The organism is Ideonella lacteola, assembly GCF_038066555.1.
GTDB lineage: Bacteria > Pseudomonadota > Gammaproteobacteria > Burkholderiales > Burkholderiaceae_C > Ideonella > Ideonella lacteola.
Genome location: NZ_JBBUTG010000007.1, coordinates 109,938 through 129,373 on the forward strand (window position 1 = coordinate 109,938; position 19,436 = coordinate 129,373).

Annotated in this window: 15 protein-coding genes; 3 read left to right on the forward strand and 12 right to left on the reverse strand. The window is 66.9% G+C overall.

All coding sequences use genetic code 11. The features are described 5' to 3' along the window. Positions 1-35: 35 nt before the first annotated feature. The 4 genes from AACH06_RS13865 to AACH06_RS13880 all read right to left on the reverse strand — a co-directional run bounded on the left by AACH06_RS13865 (position 36) and on the right by AACH06_RS13880 (position 2,569). A complete protein-coding gene (locus AACH06_RS13865) occupies positions 36-998 on the reverse strand; it encodes an aspartate carbamoyltransferase catalytic subunit (RefSeq protein ID WP_341426309.1) in 963 nt (320 codons plus the stop codon). Then, on the reverse strand, positions 998-1,504 hold the full coding sequence (gene pyrR / locus AACH06_RS13870; RefSeq protein ID WP_341426310.1) for a bifunctional pyr operon transcriptional regulator/uracil phosphoribosyltransferase PyrR: 507 nt from the start codon (positions 1,502-1,504) through the stop codon (positions 998-1,000). Before pyrR ends, AACH06_RS13865 begins: the two co-directional genes overlap by 1 nt. Then, positions 1,501-1,908, reverse strand: coding sequence for a Holliday junction resolvase RuvX (gene ruvX, locus AACH06_RS13875; RefSeq protein WP_341426311.1), 408 nt, complete (start codon positions 1,906-1,908; stop codon positions 1,501-1,503). Before ruvX ends, pyrR begins: the two co-directional genes overlap by 4 nt. Positions 1,909-1,990: 82 nt before the next feature. Further along, complete coding sequence (locus AACH06_RS13880; RefSeq protein ID WP_341426313.1) at positions 1,991-2,569, reverse strand: YqgE/AlgH family protein; 579 nt, start codon at positions 2,567-2,569, stop codon at positions 1,991-1,993. 99 nt (positions 2,570-2,668) lie between these two features. On the opposite strand from AACH06_RS13880, the gene AACH06_RS13885 reads away from it, so the two are divergent. Next, entirely contained in the window at positions 2,669-4,159 is a 1,491-nt protein-coding gene (locus AACH06_RS13885; RefSeq protein ID WP_341426314.1) for a cryptochrome/photolyase family protein, read from the forward strand. Between the two features lie 22 nt (positions 4,160-4,181). On the opposite strand, the gene AACH06_RS13890 is transcribed toward AACH06_RS13885, so the two are convergent. The 8 genes from AACH06_RS13890 to AACH06_RS13925 form a co-directional block, all read right to left on the reverse strand. Beyond that, on the reverse strand, positions 4,182-5,213 hold the full coding sequence (locus AACH06_RS13890) for an alpha/beta hydrolase (RefSeq protein ID WP_341426315.1): 1,032 nt from the start codon (positions 5,211-5,213) through the stop codon (positions 4,182-4,184). Positions 5,214-5,238: 25 nt separating this feature from the next. Next, the gene (locus tag AACH06_RS13895; protein ID WP_341426317.1) at positions 5,239-6,267 is read right to left on the reverse strand and encodes a GGDEF domain-containing protein; all 1,029 of its coding nucleotides are present in this window, start codon (positions 6,265-6,267) and stop codon (positions 5,239-5,241) included. A 32-nt stretch (positions 6,268-6,299) separates the two neighbouring features. After that, entirely contained in the window at positions 6,300-12,782 is a 6,483-nt protein-coding gene (locus tag AACH06_RS13900; protein ID WP_341426318.1) for a hybrid sensor histidine kinase/response regulator, read from the reverse strand. Between the two features lie 116 nt (positions 12,783-12,898). Next, positions 12,899-15,265, reverse strand: a complete 2,367-nt coding sequence (locus tag AACH06_RS13905; protein WP_341426319.1) for a methyl-accepting chemotaxis protein — start codon at positions 15,263-15,265, stop codon at positions 12,899-12,901. Positions 15,266-15,327: 62 nt separating this feature from the next. Then, positions 15,328-15,855, reverse strand: coding sequence for a chemotaxis protein CheW (locus AACH06_RS13910; protein ID WP_341426320.1), 528 nt, complete (start codon positions 15,853-15,855; stop codon positions 15,328-15,330). Positions 15,856-15,888: 33 nt separating this feature from the next. After that, entirely contained in the window at positions 15,889-16,254 is a 366-nt protein-coding gene (locus AACH06_RS13915) for a response regulator (RefSeq protein ID WP_341426321.1), read from the reverse strand. 62 nt (positions 16,255-16,316) lie between these two features. After that, positions 16,317-16,721 carry a response regulator gene (locus AACH06_RS13920; RefSeq protein ID WP_341426322.1) on the reverse strand — a complete coding sequence of 135 codons (405 nt, stop codon included), beginning with the start codon at positions 16,719-16,721 and terminating at the stop codon, positions 16,317-16,319. Between the two features lie 79 nt (positions 16,722-16,800). Further along, positions 16,801-16,953, reverse strand: coding sequence for a rubredoxin (locus tag AACH06_RS13925; RefSeq protein ID WP_341426413.1), 153 nt, complete (start codon positions 16,951-16,953; stop codon positions 16,801-16,803). Positions 16,954-17,142: 189 nt separating this feature from the next. On the opposite strand from AACH06_RS13925, the gene thiD reads away from it, so the two are divergent. Both thiD and hemL read left to right on the forward strand, forming a co-directional pair. Continuing rightward, positions 17,143-18,123 carry a bifunctional hydroxymethylpyrimidine kinase/phosphomethylpyrimidine kinase gene (gene thiD, locus AACH06_RS13930; RefSeq protein WP_423222029.1) on the forward strand — a complete coding sequence of 327 codons (981 nt, stop codon included), beginning with the start codon at positions 17,143-17,145 and terminating at the stop codon, positions 18,121-18,123. Further along, positions 18,113-19,417 (forward strand): glutamate-1-semialdehyde 2,1-aminomutase, encoded by a 1,305-nt coding sequence (hemL, locus tag AACH06_RS13935; protein ID WP_341426323.1) that lies wholly within the window; start codon positions 18,113-18,115, stop codon positions 19,415-19,417. The genes thiD and hemL overlap by 11 nt, the downstream gene beginning before the upstream one ends. Positions 19,418-19,436 lie beyond the last annotated feature (19 nt).

Below are 19,436 nucleotides of genomic sequence, written 5' to 3' on the forward strand. Positions count from 1 at the left end.
CTCGAGGGGCAGTGAACGAATGTGAGCGTGGGGGTTCATGCTTCATTTCCCGCAATGATGGACATCACAGCCATCCGCACCGCGATGCCGAAGGTCACCTGCGGCAGGATCACGCTGTGGCTGCCATCGGCGACCGACGAGTCGATCTCGACGCCGCGGTTGATCGGGCCCGGGTGCATCACGATGGCATCGGGCTTGGCCAGGGCCAGCTTGTCGTCGGTGAGGCCATAGTTCTTGAAGAACTCACCTGCCGACGGCAGCATCGCACCGCTCATTCGCTCGTTCTGCAGGCGCAGCATGATGATCACGTCAGCGCCGCGGATGCCTTCGGCCATGTCGTGGCAGACCCGCACCCCCATCTCTTTCAGGTCGCCGGGCACGAGGGTTTTCGGGCCGACCGCGCGGATCTCCGGCACCCCCAGCGTGGTGAGCGCATGAATGTCGGAGCGGGCCACGCGCGAATGCACGATGTCACCGACGATCGCCACCGTGAGGTTGGTGAAGTCTTTCTTGAAGTGCCGGATGGTGTACATGTCCAGCAGGCCCTGCGTCGGGTGCGCATGGCGGCCGTCGCCCGCATTCACGACGTGCACGTGCGGGGCGCAGTGCTGCGCGATGAGGTAGGGCGCGCCGGATTCGCTGTGGCGCACGACGAACATGTCCGCGTGCATCGCACTGAGGTTCGCAATCGTGTCCAGCAGGCTCTCACCCTTGGCGGTGGACGAGCGGGCGATGTCGAGATTGAGGACGTCGGCACTGAGGCGCTTGGCCGCGATCTCGAAGGTGGTGCGTGTGCGCGTCGAGTTCTCGAAGAACAGGTTGAACACGCTCTTGCCGCGCAGCAACGGCACCTTCTTCACTTCCCGGTCGTTGACGGACAGGAAGGTACCGGCGGTGTCCAGGATGTGGGTCAGGACCGCACGCGGCAGGCCTTCGATGGAGAGCAGGTGGATCAGCTCGCCATGGCTGTTCAGCTGGGGATTTCGGCGCGACAGCATCAGCGCTCTTCCTTGACGGTGAAGGTGAAACGGCCGCCCTGCTCTTCGCGCGCGAGCGACAGGCGCTGGCTCGCGGGCAAGGCCACTCGGGCGGCGGCGTAAGCCGCATGGATGGGCAACTCGCGTCCACCTCGGTCCACGAGGACGGCCAGCTGCACGCTGGCTGGGCGGCCGAAATCGAACAGTTCGTTCAGCACTGCGCGGATCGTGCGGCCGGTGTAGAGCACATCGTCGATCAGCAAGATGTGCCGCCCGTCGATCGAGAACGGCAGGTGGGTGGCATCGGTGCCGGAGGCCAGACCGCGCTCGCCGAAATCATCGCGGTGCAAGGTGCTGGAGATCACGCCATGCGGGTTCGGCAGTTGCAGGTCGGCTCGCAGCTGCTCGGCCAGCCACGCGCCGCCGGACCAGATGCCGACCAGCGATGTGTCAGGCTTCAACAGCGGGCGAACGCCTTCACGCAACTCGGCGTACAGCGCCTCGGCATCCAGGAGCAAGGTGGTCATGGGGTGGGCAACTCGCGAAAGAACTGTTCGAGGATGAGCGCGGCAGAGGCTGCGTCCAGGTCGCTGGCACCGGCGGCGCGCGCTTCGGTCGTCGTGTAACGCTCGTCGACTTCGTGCACCGGCAGCCGGAATCGGCCGTGCAACTGGCGGGCGAAACGCCGCGCACGGTGCGTATTGTCGTGTTCGGCACCATCGGGGTGGAACGGCACGCCCACCACCAAGGCGTCGGGCTGCCATTCGGCGATCAGGGCGCCGATGGCCGCGAAGCGCGCATCACCTTCGGCGGTGAGACTCTTCAGCGGCTGCGCCTGCTGCAACATCCGCGTGCCCGTGGCCACGCCTACCCGCTTGAGCCCAAAGTCGAAAGCGAGAAAGGATTGTTCGGCGGAACGCGCGCCACTCATGCTGCGCGGGCGCACGGGCAAACGCCCGACCAGGCACTCAAGGCCGCACCGACGCATGCACAGGCAAAGCCGTGAATCGACTTCATGCGTGTCCAGCCTCTTGCGACAGCATGCGCGGGTCAACGCCCAGCAGGCCCAGCGCGCGGTCGTACCGTTCGGCCACCGGCGTATCGAAGATGATGCCGGGCTCCGCCGCGACCGTCAGCCAGCCATTCCGGCCGATCTCGTCCTCGAGCTGACCGGCGGACCACCCGCTGTAACCCAGTGTGACCAAAACACGCCGCGGGCCTTGCCCGTGGGACATGGCTTCCAGCACGTCCTTGCTGGTGGTCATCTCCAGACCGCCGGGTACCTGCAGCGTGGAGCTGAACGATTGCTCATCGTCGCCTTGCCGCTCGTGCAGGACGAAGCCGCGCTCGGTCTGCACCGGCCCGCCGAAGTACACCGGCTGATCCGCCAGATCGGTACCTTCAAGGCTCAAGTCGACCTTCTCGAAGAGGTTGGCCAGGGTGATGTCGATCGGCTTGTTGATGACCAAGCCGAGAGCGCCCTTCTCGCTGTGCTCACACAGGTAGACCACGGCGCCTGAAAAGGTGTCGTCGGCCATGCCGGGCATGGCAATCAGGAACTGGTTGGTGAGGTTGATGCCATCCGACGCCATGGGCGCATTCTATTTCAGCCCCCCGATGCCCCGCCGGCCCCATCGGCGGCAAAAGGGCCAACCTGCCGCCCGGAACGAGAAAACGGCGACACTCGACGGATGACTTCGACGCCATCCACCGCGGACCGCGCCCTGGTCTGGTTCCGACGCGACCTGCGCGCCGACGACCACGCCGCCCTGTACACCGCCTGTCGCCAGGCCGCCCAGGTCTACGCCGTCTTCGTTTTCGACAACGACATCCTCGCCCCCCTGCCCCGCGCCGATCGCCGGGTGGAGTTCATTCGCGAGAGCCTCGTGGACCTGGATGCCCGACTGGCTGAGATGGGGCAGCGTCACGGCCACACCGATGTGCGGCTGATCGTTCGCCACGGCCGTGCCGTCGACGAGGTGCCTCGCCTGGCGGCCCAACTGAAGGCGCAGGCGGTCTTCGCCGCGCACGACGACGAGCCCAACGCGCTGTCGCGTGACTTGGCCGTCCAGCAAAGCCTCCAGGCGTTCGGCTGTCACATGCACACGGTCAAGGACCATGTCGTGTTCGAGCGCCGCGAGATCATGACGGGCAGCGGCACACCCTACGGTGTCTTCACGCCCTACAAGAACGCCTGGCTGAAGAAGGTCAACGACTTCTACCTGCGCAGCTATCCAGTCACCCGACATGCAGCGAGGCTGGCGCCGTGGCCGCAAGGGATCGGTCAGCCAGGCATCCCGACCCTGGCCGACATCGGCTTCGAGCCCACCGATCTGGCGACGCTGCGGTTGCCCGTGGGCACTGCGGGCGCCGATGAGCTGTTGCACGACTTTTTGGAGCGCATCGACGACTATGGTCGCACCCGCGACTTCCCGGCCGTCAAGGGCCCCAGCTATCTGAGCACCCACTTGCGATTCGGCACGGTGTCGATCCGCCGTCTGGCGCGCGAGGCTTGGCAGCGCATGCAGGCGGGCTCTCAGGGAGCAGAAGTCTGGCTCTCCGAGCTGATCTGGCGCGACTTCTATCATCAGGTGCTGCATCACCACCCTCGTGTGGTCCACCGGGCCTTCAAGCCCGAATACGACGCGATCCGGTGGCATGAAGGCGCCGAGGCGGACGAGCTCTTCGAGGCCTGGTGCGATGGCCGCACCGGTTACCCGCTCGTGGACGCCGCCATGCTTCAGCTGCGGCAAAGCGGCTACATGCACAACCGGCTGCGGATGGTGACCGCCAGTTTCCTGGTCAAGGATCTGGGGCTGGACTGGCGCCGTGGCGAGGCCTGGTTTGCCCGCTGGTTGAACGATTTCGACCTGGCCGCAAACAACGGCGGCTGGCAGTGGGCGGCTTCCACCGGGTGCGATGCGCAGCCCTACTTCCGCATCTTCAACCCCGTGTCGCAGAGCGAAAAGTTCGACCCCGATGGGCGCTTCATCAAGCGCTACCTGCCGGCGCTCGCCGCCTTGCCTGCCCCGGCGATTCACGCCCCGTGGAAGGCCAAGCCGCTGGAATTGCAGGCCGCGGGCCTCGCATTGGGCCGGGACTATCCGCGGCCGGTGGTCGAGCACGACATCGCTCGTCAGGCGACGCTCGAGAGGTTTGCCGTGGCGCGCTCGACGCGCTGAACACCGGCCCATCCGGCCCAGGTCAGGGCTTGGCGTCGATCCAGCCGAGCTTCTTCAGCCCGTTGTAGATGCCAGTGACCGTGGCGTCGAAGTCGCCACCGTCGCCACGCTTGGCGTTGAAGAAACCGTGTCCTCGCCCCGGGAAGGCCTGGACGGTGACTTCGCCGGCGCCCAGCGACCGGGCCCGGTCGCGGAATTCGGTGACCTGCGAAAACGGCACCACCTTGTCGGCCGTTCCGTGGAAGATCCAGGTCGGCGGCAGCGATGCGTCCATCAGCAGCGTGGGCGACAGCTGGCGCCGCTGCTCAGCCGGCACGGGCCGCTCGAACCGCTCCAGGTTGAGCGGCGGATTCATCAGGAACAGCGCCTGCGGTCTGGGTGAGACGCTCGGGTCGTCACTCGGGTCGTCCAGCGCGTTCGGCGCCGCGGGCTTGCCCGCCACCGCAGGCGGCGAGATCGACACCGCGGCCATGGCCGCCAGGTGGCCGCCGCTTGAGCCGCCACCGGCGCCAATGCGCTGCACATCGCAGCCGAGCTGTGCCCCCTTGGAACGGAGGTAGCGCAGCGCCGAGCGCGCATCGCGCACCGCATTCATGGGCAGCACGTCCCCGTCCTGCAGCAGCCGGTACTGGGCGCTGACGCCGATGACGCCGACCTCCGCCAGTTTCTCGGCATAGGCCATGAACTGCTTGGGGTCACCACTGCGCCAGGCGCCACCATGGAAGAAGACCACGCAAGGCCGCGGGCCAGGAAATTTCTGAGGGTCCGGCCGAGCGAAATGCATCTTCAGCTTCGAGCCATCCGCGGTCTTGTAGACCACCATGCCTGCACGGCTGAGCGCGGACGGGGCCACCGCCGGTGCCGCGGCCGGTGTCGCCACGGCGGTATCACTCGGGGCGGAGGCCGGGCGTGCGCCCGGAGACGGTGCGGGAGCGACGGGCGGCCCCTCGGCCGCCGTGCTGGGGGCTGCGGCACCAGCGCCGCCCAGCAGGGCGGCCAGCCAGCTTTGCCAGCCGCCACGACGCCGCGGCGGAACGGAGGGAATTCGCTTCATAAGAGGGGCCCGGCCAGCACCAGGCTCAGAACAGGTCGATGTCGCCGGCCTTCTTGTCGTCGTCGAGCAGGCCTTCGCGCACCAGCGCGGCATGACAGCGTACCTGATCGCGGCCATGGTTCTTGGCAAAGTACACGGCGCGGTCCGCCCGCTCGACCGCCGCGTTGGGCGAATCGCCGTTGCGCACGTCGGTGAAGCCGACGCTGACCGTGATGCGCTCGACCTGCGGGAAGACGTAGCCCCGCACCGCCTCGCGGAAGCGCTCGAGCGCGGCCAGGGCATCGTCTTCACCCGAGCAGCGCAACAACACGACGAACTCTTCGCCACCGAAGCGGTAGAGCTGGTCGTAGAAGCGGAAGCAGCTACGCATCACCCGCGACAGCAGCAGAAGCACTTCGTCGCCGATCAGATGGCCGAAGCGGTCGTTGACCTGCTTGAAGTGGTCGATGTCGACCACACCCAGCCAGTAGCTGCCGGCACTGCCGTGGCGCCGGTCGCCGGGCTGGTCCGCCGCCGCCTGGCGGGGCACCGCGGAGACCTTGTAGAAGGTTTCGTCGAAACTCTTGCGGTTGAGCAGACCGGTCAGGGTGTCCCGTTCGCTGTAGTCCAGCAGGCCCTGCACATTGCGGTAGATGCGCAACACACCCACCACCAAACGCTTGAAGTCATCGTTGAGCGAGTGGGCGGTGACGATTTCCACCACGCCGACCACGCCGGAATCGGACGCGAGCGGGAGGTACAGCGTCGCCCCTTGGTCGGCGGGCATCTCGATTTCGGTGGCCGCCTGGAGGCACTGGAGACGTTCAGGCCGCTCGGCCAGCAAGGGCAAGGCGCGCGGATCGGCCCAGGATGAATCAGCACGCGCCGCCACATCGCCGGCGCCCAGGTAGGCGCGGGTGAGCCAACGCTCGTCGCCAGTGTCACCAACCACCCGGTGCACCGCGACGCTGCGCGGGTGCACCAGGTCGCGAATGGACGTGACCAGACTGACGTCCAGCGTGTCGCGATCACGTAGGCCGGTCAGGTCGGCGAGTTGGTCAACGATTTGCGACATGCATCCTGTTCAACAAGGCCGCTGCAGCCTTTTCAAGCGGGTACCACGGGTTGCGCGTAAGAGCGTACCAGGGCCAGCAACGCATCCTCATCGTACGGCTTGCCCAGGTAATGGTCGACCCCCAGTTCCTGCGCGTGTTCACGATGCTTCTGCGCAATGCGTGAAGTGATCATGATCACGGGTAAATCGTGGAGCCGGGCGTCGTTGCGGACGTTGCGTACCAGGTCGAAGCCGTCCATGCGAGGCATTTCGATGTCGCTGAGCATCACGGCGGGCCGCTCGTCGGCCAGCTGCTCCAGCGCATCCAGGCCATCGCGGGCGAGCACGACACGGTAGCCTTCGCGCAACAGCAGACGCTGGGTCACACGGCGGACGGTCAGCGAATCGTCGACCACCATCACCAGAGGCGCGCGGTTCTCGTTGCGCGGGATCGCCCCTTCGGTCGCCGGCGAGACCACCGCCAGGGTTTCCTCGAGCGAGGGCTCGATCAGTTCCTCGATCAGCGGCGCCGCCGGCTCCGACCGCATCCAGTTCACCAGCCGCTGGCGCGCGTCGTCGCCGTAGATGGTGGCGAGCGCGACCGGGTTGTAGATCAGCACCGTCTCGCCGTTGGCCAGCAGCGACATGCCCGCCAAGCCTGGCAAACGACCCAGCTGCGGCCCCAGGTTCTTGACCACGACTTCCTGGTTGCCCAGCACCTGGCTGATGTGCAGCGCCACGCGTTGCGACGCGCTTCGGGCGATCACCACGCTGGTGGTCTTGCCTTCGGTGGCGCCGCGCAGGCCATGCTGCAACAGGCTGCCCAGCCAGAAGAAAGGCAATTCCTGGTCGCCATGGCGCAGGAAGCCACTTTCGTAGGCCGCCTCCACCTCGGCCACCGGCACGCGGCGCACGGTTTCGACCAGCGTTGCGGGCACGGCGACATGCAACTCGCCGCACGCCAGCGCCACAACCTGCGTGACGGCGGTGGTCAACGGCAGCACCAACTGGAAGGCCGTACCGCGCCCGGTCGCGCTGGCGGTCTCGATCCGGCCGCCCAGCGAGGTGACCTCGGCGCGCACCACATCCATGCCGATGCCGCGGCCGGCCAGCTCGGTGACCTGATCCGCCGTCGAGAAGCCCGGCGTGAAGATCAGGCCGGCCAATTCGCCTTCGGTCGGCTTGGCATCAGCGGCCAACAGGCCGAGGCGGCGGGCGCGGTCTGCGATGCGCGACAGGTTGAGGCCCGCGCCGTCGTCGCGCACCTCGATGCGAACTTCATTGCCGGCCTGGTGCAGCGACACTTCGATGTTGCCGTGCGGATCCTTGCCAGTGGCCTCGCGCACCGCCGGGGTTTCGATGCCGTGGGCGACCGCATTGCGCAGCAGGTGTTCGAAGGCGGGCGCCATGCGGTCCAGCACGCTGCGATCGAGTTCGATCGCACCGCCGACGAGGTTCAGCCGCACCTGCTTGGCCGACTCCTTCGCCGCCTGCCGAACGACGCGGTAGAGGCGATCCGACAGCGTGTCGAACTCCACCATACGAGCACGCAGCAGATCGTCTTGCAAATCGCGCGTGAGTCGCGCCTGGAACGCCAACTGGTCTTCGGTGCTCTGCAGCGTCTGTTGGATGCCGCGCTGCACCGTGCCCACGTCGCTCACCGACTCGGCCAGCATGCGGGTCAATTCCTGCACGCGGGTGAAACGGTCCATTTCGAGCGGATCGAAGCCCTGCTGCGACTGGCGCGCAGCCTCGATCCGCGACGCCATTTGGGTTTCGGCCTGGATCTCCAGGTCGCGCAGTTGGCGGCGCAAACGATCCAAGTTGTCGGTCAGTTCCTTCAGGGCGCCTTGCAGCTGCCCCATGTCGGATTCGATCCGCGCGCGAGTGATACCCACCTCGCCGGCGTGGCTGACCAAACGTTCCAACAGAGGCGCACGGACGCGCACGACGCCGCCGCCGATCTCGCCGGCAGACTGCGCCGCCGCCGCCGCCGTCTCGTGCCGAGCGAACCGGCTCCAGTCGATCGACGTGGCGGTGACGGGAACGGCACTGCTCGGCGCGGGGGCAGGCGCCGGCTTCGCCGCGGGCTCGACTGCGCGGGCCGGCACGGCGGTCACGTCCACCGTCGGCAGCGGCACGGCCGTCGGCACAACAGGCGCCGCTGGAGCCACCGGCGTGGTCGACACCGGCGACACCGGCGACATCGCTGGTGCAGGCGCTGGCGCGGCAGGTTTCTTGTCCGGAACCGCGCCCCCACTGACAACGCGCTGGAACTCTTCGTCCAACGCATCGACGCCGGTGTGCAGATGCGCCAGCACGCCGGCATCGGCGTTGCCACGCACCGTCACTTGGCCAATGGCCGTTTCCAGGCGGTGCGCGATTTCACCCAGCCGCATGGCGCCAGCCAGGCGTGCACTGCCCTTGAGGGTGTGCAGCACGCGCATCGCGGCGGTGGCGCCCTCGGAATCGGCCGGGTTGTCTTCCCAGTCGCGCACGGCCTGGGCCAACGCCGGCAGCAATTCGCGGCCTTCGTCGATGAAGATGGCGATCAGATCGTCGTCGATCGCGTCTTCGGTATCCAGGTCTTCAGTGAAGTCGTTCCAGCGACCATCGTGAGCCGAAGCCGGCAGCACGGGCTCGTCGGATTCCGCCGGGGACAGCTCGTCGCTCAGCGATGTGAAGCGCACCGCACCCAGCGGGGCCTGCATCGTGACGGGACCGGCTTCGTCTTCGTCCTCGTCGTCTTCGGTCGCCAGCGCCGGTGCAGGCGGCGGCTCCACCGACATCGGGGCGGAAACAGGCTCAAGCACCGGCGGCTCGAAGCGCGTGAGTGTCGGCACCTCGAGCGGCGCCGGTTCGGACGGCGCGGGCTCGGGTTCAGGCTCGTGGAAATTCATCACCGCCGACATCGGGCCGTCGAGCGGCGCCAGACTCGAACGGCCGGCCGCCAGCGCTTCTTGCGCTTCGCGGGCTTCGTGCGCATCCAAGCGCGCCAGCAGCTCGGGCGCCACCGGTTTCAGGAACCCCGCTGCGAACTGATGCAGTAAACGGCGGATCTCTTCGCCCACATCGGCAAACAGCTGCGCCTCTTCCGCGTGGCCACTGCCGCGCGATGCAGAACGTTCCAGGCCGTGTTCCAGTCGGCGAGCCAGGTTAGACAAGTCGCTGTAGCCCACGGCGGCCGAGTTGCCTGCCAGCGAGTGCGCGAGGGCAATCGCGGCCTCGCTGACAGGGCGATCGAGCTCCAGTTGCCATTCAGCGATTTCGACGCCCAAGCGGCGTGATTGCTCATCCGCCTCGTTGAGGAAGATGTTGAACAGCGCAATCTGGATCCGCAGCGGCCCAACGACCTTGTAGCGCTCGGAGTCGTCCTCGGCGGCCGCCTCGACCGCCTCGACCGCCAGGGGCTCGACAGCCTCCGGCACAGAAAGGTCGACATCCGGCAATGAGAGGACGGGCTCCTCCAGCTCGGGGAGAGCGGGCGCCGGCTCGACCACCTCGGGCACTTCGATGGTCTCGGCCGATTCCATCGCCGGTACAGCCGGCTCGTCCAACGGCAGCTCGAAGTCGAGTTCCAGGTCCACCGATTCGCCACTTGCTTCGTCCACCGGGGCGGGCTCGGTGAGCGCGTCGCCCAGCAGATCGCCCAAGGGCATTTCGGCGGTCGAGGCCCACTCGGCACCGGGAGCGGGCGCTGCCACTCGGGGTGGGGCCGGGCGGGGCGCTGGAGCGGGCGCCATCTCGGGCGGCAAACGCAAGGTGCTGTGCTCGTGCTCGACGGGCGTCGGCGCGGGAGCGGGAGCCGGGGTGGGCGCAAACACCGGCGCGGGCGCTTCGAGGTCGGGCAGCAGCAAGTCGCCTTCGATGCCCTGCGGCAGCGCGGGCAGGTCCGGCAGGTCCAACGACGGAAGATCGGGCAGCTTCGGCGAGCTGTCGGCCGTGATGAACGGCGAGGCCATCGGCGCGTCGAGCTCTTCGGCTTCCAGGGCCGGCAGTTCGAGCGCGGGTTCGGCGGGGGCGGCCACCGCCGGCGCCGGAGACGGCGCAGGCATCGGTGCAGCGACCGCGGCGGATTCGAGCGCAGGCGGCGCCACATCCTGGCGCAGGCGCAGGGCCTCGGCCTCTTTGGCGAGGGCGCGCCCGTCAGGGATTTGCCCCTGGCGGCTGGACAGCACGTCGACCCACTGAGACAGCGTGGTCAGCGCACGGGTACTGAAGTCGCGCAACGCCGCATCGGCTTCGACGACGGCTTCGGCCAAACGTGCATTGAACAGCTGTTCGCAGGCCCACGCGGCTTCGCCGTAGTCTTTCAGGCCCACCATCCGGGAACTGCCCTTGAGCGTGTGGAACGCCCGGCGCAGCACCGTGATGGCTTCGAGATCCTGAGGCTGCTCGGTCAGTTGGGCCAATGCGGCCTGGCCTCCCTCGACCACTTCGCGCGCCTCTTCGAAGAAGATTTCGCGCATGTCGTCGGGCTCTTCGTCCAACGGCATCGGGCGGCTGCGCGGCGACTCGGGCGGCGGCGGCAGGTCCTGCTTGGCCACGAACTCGCCCATGGTCTGGGCGATGTCGGCGCGGGCGGCGTCGCGCTCGGCTTCGTTGGAGGCGCTCGCCAAGGCGTCGCGCGCTTGCGCGGCGCGCACAGCAAGTTGTGGGGCGTCGGCGGCCACGGCCTGGTTCGACAAGGTGTCGAGCGTGCGCGACAGGTCGTCGTCGGACACCGCCGGAGCACTTGCCGACTCGACGACCGACTGGGCTTGCTCGATGAGGCCTGCTTCGGCCACCGGGCCGGCCTGCTGGTCGACGCGAGCCTGGCCCATGACGGCCGCGAAACGGCCCGTCTCCGGGTCGAAGCGGAACAGGCTCTTGGCCAGTTGCGGCTGCACGCCCAGCATGTCGATCATGAACGACAGGCCGCCGACGTTGTCGGCCAGGCGGCCGGCCATATCGTCGGCACGGTCACCTGAAAGCATGACGGCATCGACATCGTCGCGCATGCGCTGCACCGCGTGCGAGGCCTGGTCCAGGCCCAGCACCGAGAGCACACCGCGCATGGCCGCCAACTCGCCCGGCACGCTCTTGAGTGCTTCCTTGTCGTCGGGCTGGCGGCTGAAGCGGTCGAGTTGTTGCTCGATCTCGGCCAGCGATGCGCGCAGCTCGGCGACGACGCTGCCCATCGTCTGGCGGTCCGAGACTTCCCGGTAGAGGGCCTCCATCCACGCTTCGACGGGGGGCTGCTCACCACCTGCGGTGACAGTCACCAGCCGCTGCGCAAGGCGTTGAACCCGCTGCTGCATTTCCGGCCGGTCGAGGTCGACATCGTCGAGCGACGCATCGACACACAGCAGCGCGGTGGCCACTTCCATCGCCAGCGCGGGAGACGGCGTGTGGCCGCGTTGTGTCGCCTGGATCAGCGCTTGAGCGAGTTCTTCGCCCCGCGGGTAGATCTGGCGCACCGATTCGGCCACCAGAGTCGCCTGCTCAGGCACCGCAGCGCCGAGAGCCGTGTCTCCGGACACGAGGGCGGACCAGGTCTCCTTCAGCGCGCCGACTCGCTTGCGGGCCAGCGGGATGATGGCGGGATCGAATCGACCCAGGGGGCTGACGTCGTAGTTGACCGGCTCACGGCTGCCCAGCGACATCGACTTGCGCACCTGAGCCAGGCGCGGCGCCACGTTCGAGTTGACAGGCCGCGCCTGCGCGCAGAAAAAGCGCAAGTCGCGCAAGAGGCGGCCCGGGCCCTCGGTGGCACCACGTTCGACGGCCCGCAGTTGGGCCAGCAGGCGCGACACCAGACGCTTGGTGTACAGATCGGACTTCAGCGCGCCAACGGCCTGCGCCTCATAGAACGCGGACGCCAGTTGCCACAGCGTGGCAGTGCGACCCTGAGCGTTCGACGACAGCCCGGCGAACAGATCGCTCATGCGATGCAGCGAAGCGTTGTCGCCGCTGCGCAGCGCCTTGAGCATCGCCGACTCGATCGCGGCGTGGACTTCCTGGTCTGGTTCCAGCGGAGCGAACCCGGAATCCCAGCTCGGCACCGGTTCGCTGCGATCTTCGGCCTCCCACAGGTCGGCCGGGTGAATCCGGTCGACCTTGGCGATCGCCAAGACTGCCTTGTACTGTGGAAACAGCGTCAGCGGCGAGAGCGGTTGCCCCGCCAGCTCGCGGCGCAGGAAATCGAGCAGCGCAAACGAGGCATGCTCCAGAGATTCAATGGCCGGCACGTCGAGCACCACACTGCGATCGACCAACCGGCTGACCAACTGTTCGCTGGCATTGAGGAACCGTGCAGCCGCCGGCAGACCGATCATCTCGAGCGCGCCCACGCCCTGGTGGAGCATGGTGCGGGCTTGCAACAAGGCTGTCGGCGGGGCATCGCCCTCGGCTTCGGCGCCGCCGCGTTGCTCGAGGTCTCGCAAGTGCCGGCGCAGCGATTTGTGGGCCTGGTCCAACGTGCGGCGCAGTTCTTCCTGCACCCACGCCAGGGCGCTCAGGTCGCCAGGCAAGTGTTGATCGCGATCAGAGGGCATGGCGTTCGCTGAAAGGATGTTCGGCAGGCGGCGTCAAATGCCGCAAGGCCGCCCAAGGGCGGCCAGCTTCTCCCCCGCGGGACAAAGTGCGCAGCGAGGTGATGGTCGGGAGCACGTCAGGCGATCTTGAACCGTTCCACCGATTGACGCAGTTCATCGGCAGTACGCGACAGTTCGTGAACCATGTGCGCCGTCGAGCGGGTACCGTCACCGGCTTGTTCCGTCACCGCGAAGATGTGCTGGATGTTGGCGGCCACCAGGTTGGCCGATTCGGCTTCGCGTCGGGCTTCGTCCGAAATGGCCTCAATCAGGGAGGACAGTTCCCGCGTCACGCGGTCGATGTCAACCAGCGCCGTACCGGCGGCGTCAGAGAGTCGGGCCCCCTGCACCACACCTTGCGTCGACTGTTCCATAGCGGCCACGGCATCTTGCGTGTCGGTCTGAATGGTCTTCACCAGCGCCGCAATCTGACGCGTCGCGTCGGCCGAGCGTTCGGCCAGCCGCTGCACTTCTTCCGCCACCACCGAGAAGCCCCGACCGGCTTCACCGGCCGACGCGGCCTGGATGGCGGCGTTCAGAGCCAGAACGTTCGTCTGCTCGGTAATGTCTGAAATCAGCTCGGTGATTTCGCCGATCTCCTGCGACGATTCGCCCAGCCGCTTGATCCGCTTGGAGGTCTCCTGAATCTGTTCGCGGATGGAGTTCATGCCACCGATGGAGTCCTGCACCGCCTGACGGCCGTTCGACGCCACCGTCAGCGACTGCTTCGCAACCTCGGCCGATTGCTGGGCTTGTGCGGACACCTGGTTGATTCGGGTCGCCATCTTCAGCACCGACTCACCGGTTTCGCGAATCTCGCGCAGCTGTTCGGTCGAAGCGGCCAGCAGCTCGGTCGAGGTGGACTCGACCTGCTGTGTCGTATGCGTCACCCGCGCCGCCGTGCCCTGCACCTGCGCCACGAGGTTTCGCAGCTCTTCCACGGTGTAGTTCACCGAGTCGGCGATCGCGCCCGTGATGTCTTCCGTCACCGTCGCTTGCTGCGTCAAGTCACCTTCAGCCACCGTCTGCAGTTCGTTCATCAACCGCAAAATGGCCGCCTGGTTGGCGTCGTTGACGCGCTTGGCTTCTCGTTCGTGCTCTTCGGCCTGCAGGGCCCGCATCGCCTGGTTGCGCACATACAAGCGCAGCAAGCCCAAGCCCCCCAGCGCCACCGCGATGCCCGACAGGAGCAGCACGGTGATGTGCAATGCGCTCAGGCCGCTCTGGCTTTCCAGGCCGGCCTGCACGGCTTCGAGGCCCTTTCGCAGCGGCTCGGAGTCACCCACGATCGCGGCCTGCGCTTCACGCGCCGACACCAGGCCCTGCAGGTTGCCCAGAATCGCGCTGGCCTGTGTGCGGGTCTGCTCGTACTGGTTGATCAGCTGTTCGAGGCGTTCCTTCGTTTGCGGGTCCTTCGTGCCGGGCAAACGCAGCTCCGGGTTGCCCTTGAGCAGCCCATCGGCGATTTCACGGAAGGAGTTCAAGTCCTTGCCAAGCAAGAACACCGCCTCGGGGCTCACGCCCTCCAGCGTCAGGAATTCGTTCGCGCTCTTACCGATACGCTGGGTCAGCATCACCAACTGGCCCACTGCAGACAGCTCGGAGGCCGAGGCGCCGCTCTGCAGCTTCAGCGAGTTCACCGTCTCCGCGATTTCGAGCAGATCGGACGACTGTCGGTTGATCAGGCGGAGCGCCTGCCCCACCTGCGTCAGCGTCTTCTGCTGGGCCAGCACCACCGCACCGTTTTTCTCGGCGCGGTCGAGCAGCGGCATCAACGGGGCCAGGGTTTCCTGCACCGCCGTCGGGGCGGCCGCCACCTGCTCATTGCCGGTGTTCAAGCCGCGCAAGCTGCGGGCCAGTACCTCACCCGACTCCTTCATTTCAGGGAACGCCGCCGGGCTGCCGATCAGCGCCTGAGACACGGATTTGGCCAATCGCTGCGACTGCATCAGTGCCTGACCGGTTGCGGCCAGCTGAGCGGCTTGCTTGGTCGCCGCATTCAGCGCCAGACCACCGGTGGCCACGAAGGCGATGGCACCTCCGACGATCAAGCCGAGCAGCAGGCGCTGCTGTTGCGCCGGCGATTGCTTGCCGATGATCGGCAGCGCAGAAGGCTCCTCGGCGGCCGAGGCCGCCTCTGCCGCGGCCGCAGCGGCCGCACCAGCGGGCGCCACCGCGGCGAGGGCTTCGCCGAGCGCCGTCTGGTGCGCGCCATCGGGGTCGCGCAGGTCGGAATCGTGCCCGCCGTCGGCGTGAGCGTGAGTGGAGGGGCCGGCCTCGCCGCTGCGGGTCACGGCGCCGTCCTGGCTCCGTCCACCGCCCTTGGCCAGTCGCTGGTCGATCTCGTTGAGCAGCAAATCAACTTCATGGTCGCCTGACGGGGCGGCGCCATGCGAATCGGCGAGCGTGCCGGCGGAGCTCTTCAGGGGGTCATGCTGACTCATTGTTTCCTCTCACAGACCGCGAACGACACGCGGCGTCGACTTTCAGGCACACCGTGGCGCGATCACGCCGCCACGTCCAGAAACTGGGGGTCTTGCGCCAAGGCTGCCAGGTCCAGCTCTTGCCAGACGCGACCCTGCGGATCACGCCAGGACGGGCCGGCAAAGCCGGGGCGCGGTTCATCGGAGGCGGGCAGGCGTTCCAGCTGTTCGGAGTCGCGCAGGCCCGCGAGGCGATCCACCAGGATCGCGGCATTCACGCGCAACGACGGGTTCAGCATCACCAGCTGGGCCCCCGAACGGGGCGCCGCCTGGGTCGCCATATCGCGCAGGTGCAGGAACTGGCTGAGATCGACCACAGCGTTCAACTGCCCGCGCAGGTTGGCCACCCCCACCATCCAGGGCTTGGCATGCGGAACCGGCGCCACTTGACGCGCGGCGTGGATTTCACCGGCCTGCGCCAGCGGCAGCAACAGGCCGAGCTGGGCGCACTCCACAGCCAGCCAGCCAGCCTCGCGGGGGCGTTCACGGGCGGCCTGGAGCCGGTTGGCCAGCCGCAATTGAAGTTCCCTGAGAGCGTCCTTGCTGGGCATCTTGTGATGGGTAGGTGGTGGCGTCGGCCGGGCTCAGCCCAGCGCTTGGATCTTGGCGAGCAGGTCGTTGGCGTCGACCGGCTTGGTGACGTAGTCGCGAGCGCCCTGACGCAGCCCCCAGACACGGTCGGTTTCCTGATTCTTGCTGGTGCACATGATCACCGGCACACCCGCGAAGCGCGGATCACGGGTGATGGCGCGGGTCAGCTGGAAGCCGTTGGTGCCTGGCATCACAACGTCCATCAGGATCAAGTCGGGTTTGGCCTCGGCCAGGCGACGCATGGCTTCTTCGCCGTTCTCGGCCGTGCGCACCGTGTAGCCCTTCTGCGTCAGGATGTCGGACAGCAGGTGCAGCTCGGTCTTGGAGTCGTCAACGAGGAGAATATTCTGGATTGGCATGGTGGTGAACTCCGTCGAGCCCCGGGATCATCGCGCCCGGGTGGTGCAATGCCCAGCCCGCGTCAGGCGGAAACCGAGCGAAAATGCGCGACCACGCGCAAGAGTTGTTCCTTGGTGAAGGGTTTGGTGAGGTAGTCATCCGAACCCACCATGCGCCCCCGCGCCTTGTCGAACACGCCATCCTTGGATGACAACATGACAACCGGCACGTTGGCAAATCTGGGGTTGCGCTTGATGATCGCGCAGGTCTGGTAGCCATCCAAGCGTGGCATCAGGATGTCGCAGAAGATCAACGTCGGCTCATGGTCATTGACCTTGGCGAGCGCGTCGAAGCCGTCTTCGGCCAACACGACCTCGTACCCTCCTTGGCGCAGGAAGATCTCCGCGCTGCGGCGGATCGTGTTGCTGTCGTCGATGACCAGAACCCTGGTCGCCGAAGCGGGGTGTTCCGTCGATTTATCGGTCACCATTCGCCCCCAAACGAAGATTGTTGTGTACGCCCCGAAAAAGGCGGCGGGAAATTCAAGGCTGCGATGACGGCGAGTGTCAGATCTGAACCATTTCGAAATCTTCCTTGCGTGCACCGCATTCTGGGCATGTCCAATTCATTGGAACATCTTCCCAACGGGTTCCCGCAGCAATGCCATGCTCGGCGTCCCCAGCGGCCTCGTCGTAAATCCATCCGCAGATGAGGCACATCCAGGTTCGGTATTCACTCACTTTGTCGTTGCCAGATCACTACAATCGCTTTTGATTGTAGCCACGGGCTCTCGGCAAAAGCCAAGGGTTTATCGGCACATACGCCACAAAGCTCACCCTTTTCTGAACTTCTCGTCCCAAGTGCGCACAACATGTGGCGCAATAACGCGGCGAGCAGGCTCCTGACCGATGACCACCACACCCCAAAGCGCTCCGGGCCACCTGCCCGTCGAGCCCGAACAGGAAGCCGCCGCGCCCGCGTGCGTGATGAGCTTCAATGCCAGCGACCCCAGCGGTGCAGCCGGACTGAGCGGCGACATTGCCACCATCGCCGCGATGGGCGCGCACGCCCTGCCGGTGGTGACCAGCATCCTGATGCGCGACACCGCCGAAATCTTTGATCAGCACCTGATTGACGGAGACGCCATCGTCGAACAGGCCCGGTACGTATTGGAAGACGTGACCCTGGCAGGCTTCAAGGTCGGATTTCTCGGCTCGGCTGAAAACGTATCAGCCGTTGCCGAAATACTGTCCGACTACGCTGAAGCGCCGCTCGTGTCGTACCTTCCGGGCCTCAGCTGGCTTTCCGACGACGAAGCGCAAAGCTATCTCGACGCGTTTCGCGAACTGATCCTGCCGGCGACCGAAGTGCTGGTGGGCAACCACAAGACGCTGACCGATTTCCTGCTGCCTGACTGGGACTCCGACCGCCCGGCCTCCCCGCGTGAGCTGGCCGTCGCAGCCGCCGAGCACGGCGCCCGCTACGTGCTGGTGACCGGCGTGATGCTGCCGAGCAAGGGCACCACCAGCCAGTTCATCGACAACGTGCTGGCGTCAGCCCAAGGTGCGCTGACCGGCGAGAAGTTCGAGTTGTTTGAAGTCAGCTTCGTGGGCGCGGGCGATACCTTGTCGGCGGCCCTGGCGTCGCTGCTCGCGGTCGGAGGCGAGTTGCAGGCCGCCGTTGGCGAGTCGCTTCAGTTCCTGGATCAAAGCCTGGACGCAGGCTTCCGCCCGGGCATGGGCAATGTGGTGCCGGACCGGTTCTTCTGGGCCATGCCGCCCGAAGACGCCGAAACGCCGGAGGAAGGCGGACTTGGCGAGCCGACCGACGACGACCAGCACCCCAACGAGCCCACCACGCCCCCCGGAGGTTCCCGCCGTGTCCACTGATTTCAGCCGCAACGCCCAATTGTTTGAACGGGCGCAGGCCAGCATTCCCGGCGGCGTGAATTCGCCGGTGCGGGCTTTCCGTGCCGTGGGTGGCACGCCCCGCTTCATCGCCCGCGCCGATGGCGCGTACATGTGGGATGCCGAGGGTCGCCAGTACATCGACTACATCGGCTCCTGGGGGCCCATGATCCTGGGCCACGGCCATCCCGCCGTGCTCGAAGCGGTATTGCGGGCGGCCCGCGACGGCTTCAGCTTCGGCGCACCGACCGAGCGGGAGGTGGAGTTGGCCGAAGAGATCATCCGCCATGTGCCCAGCATCGAGCAGGTGCGGCTGGTCAGCTCGGGCACCGAAGCGGCGATGAGCGCGATCCGCCTGGCCCGTGGGGCGACCGGTCGTTCAAAGTTGATCAAATTCGAGGGTTGTTACCACGGCCACGCCGATGCCCTGCTCGTGAAGGCCGGCTCCGGCCTGGCCACGTTCGGACACCCTACGTCCGCCGGCGTCCCGCCGGAAGTGGTGCAACACACGCTGGTCCTGCGGTACAACGACATCGAGCAGCTTGAAGCCGCCTTCGCCACGCACGGCGCCGATCTGGCCTGCGTGATGATCGAGCCCATTGCAGGCAACATGAACTTCGTGCGCGCCAGCGTGCCGTTCGTGAAGCGCCTGCGCGAACTGTGCGATCAGCACGGCGCCCTGCTGGTGTTCGATGAGGTGATGACGGGCTTCCGCGTGGCGCTGGGCAGCGCGCAAAGCGTGTACGCCCGCGCCCTGCCAGGCTTCCAGCCTGACCTGAGCGTGTTCGGCAAGGTCATTGGCGGCGGCATGCCGCTGGCGGCCTTTGGCACCACCCGCAAGATCATGCAGAACCTGGCCCCGCTCGGCCCGGTGTACCAAGCCGGCACGCTGTCCGGCAACCCCGTGGCCACCGCGTGCGGCCTCGCCACCTTGCGCGAGATCGCCAAACCGGGCTTCTACGAAGCGCTGGGGGCTTCGACCCGCAGCTTGGTGCAGGGTCTGCAGCAGGCGGCCGACGAGGCGGGTGTGCCATTCGCGTCAGATTGTGAAGGCGGCATGTTCGGGTTCTTCTTCGGCCCGCGGCTGCCGCAGAACTACGACGAGGTGATGGCCACCGACAAGGAGCGGTTCAACCGCTTCTTCCACGCGATGCTGGATCGCGGGGTGTACCTGGCACCCGCGCTGTATGAGGCCGGCTTCGTCAGCAGCGCCCACACGGCGCAAGACATCGCGGCCACCGTGCAGGCCGCCCGCGAGGCCCTGCGCGCCGCCTGATCCCGTTTTCACCGTGCGC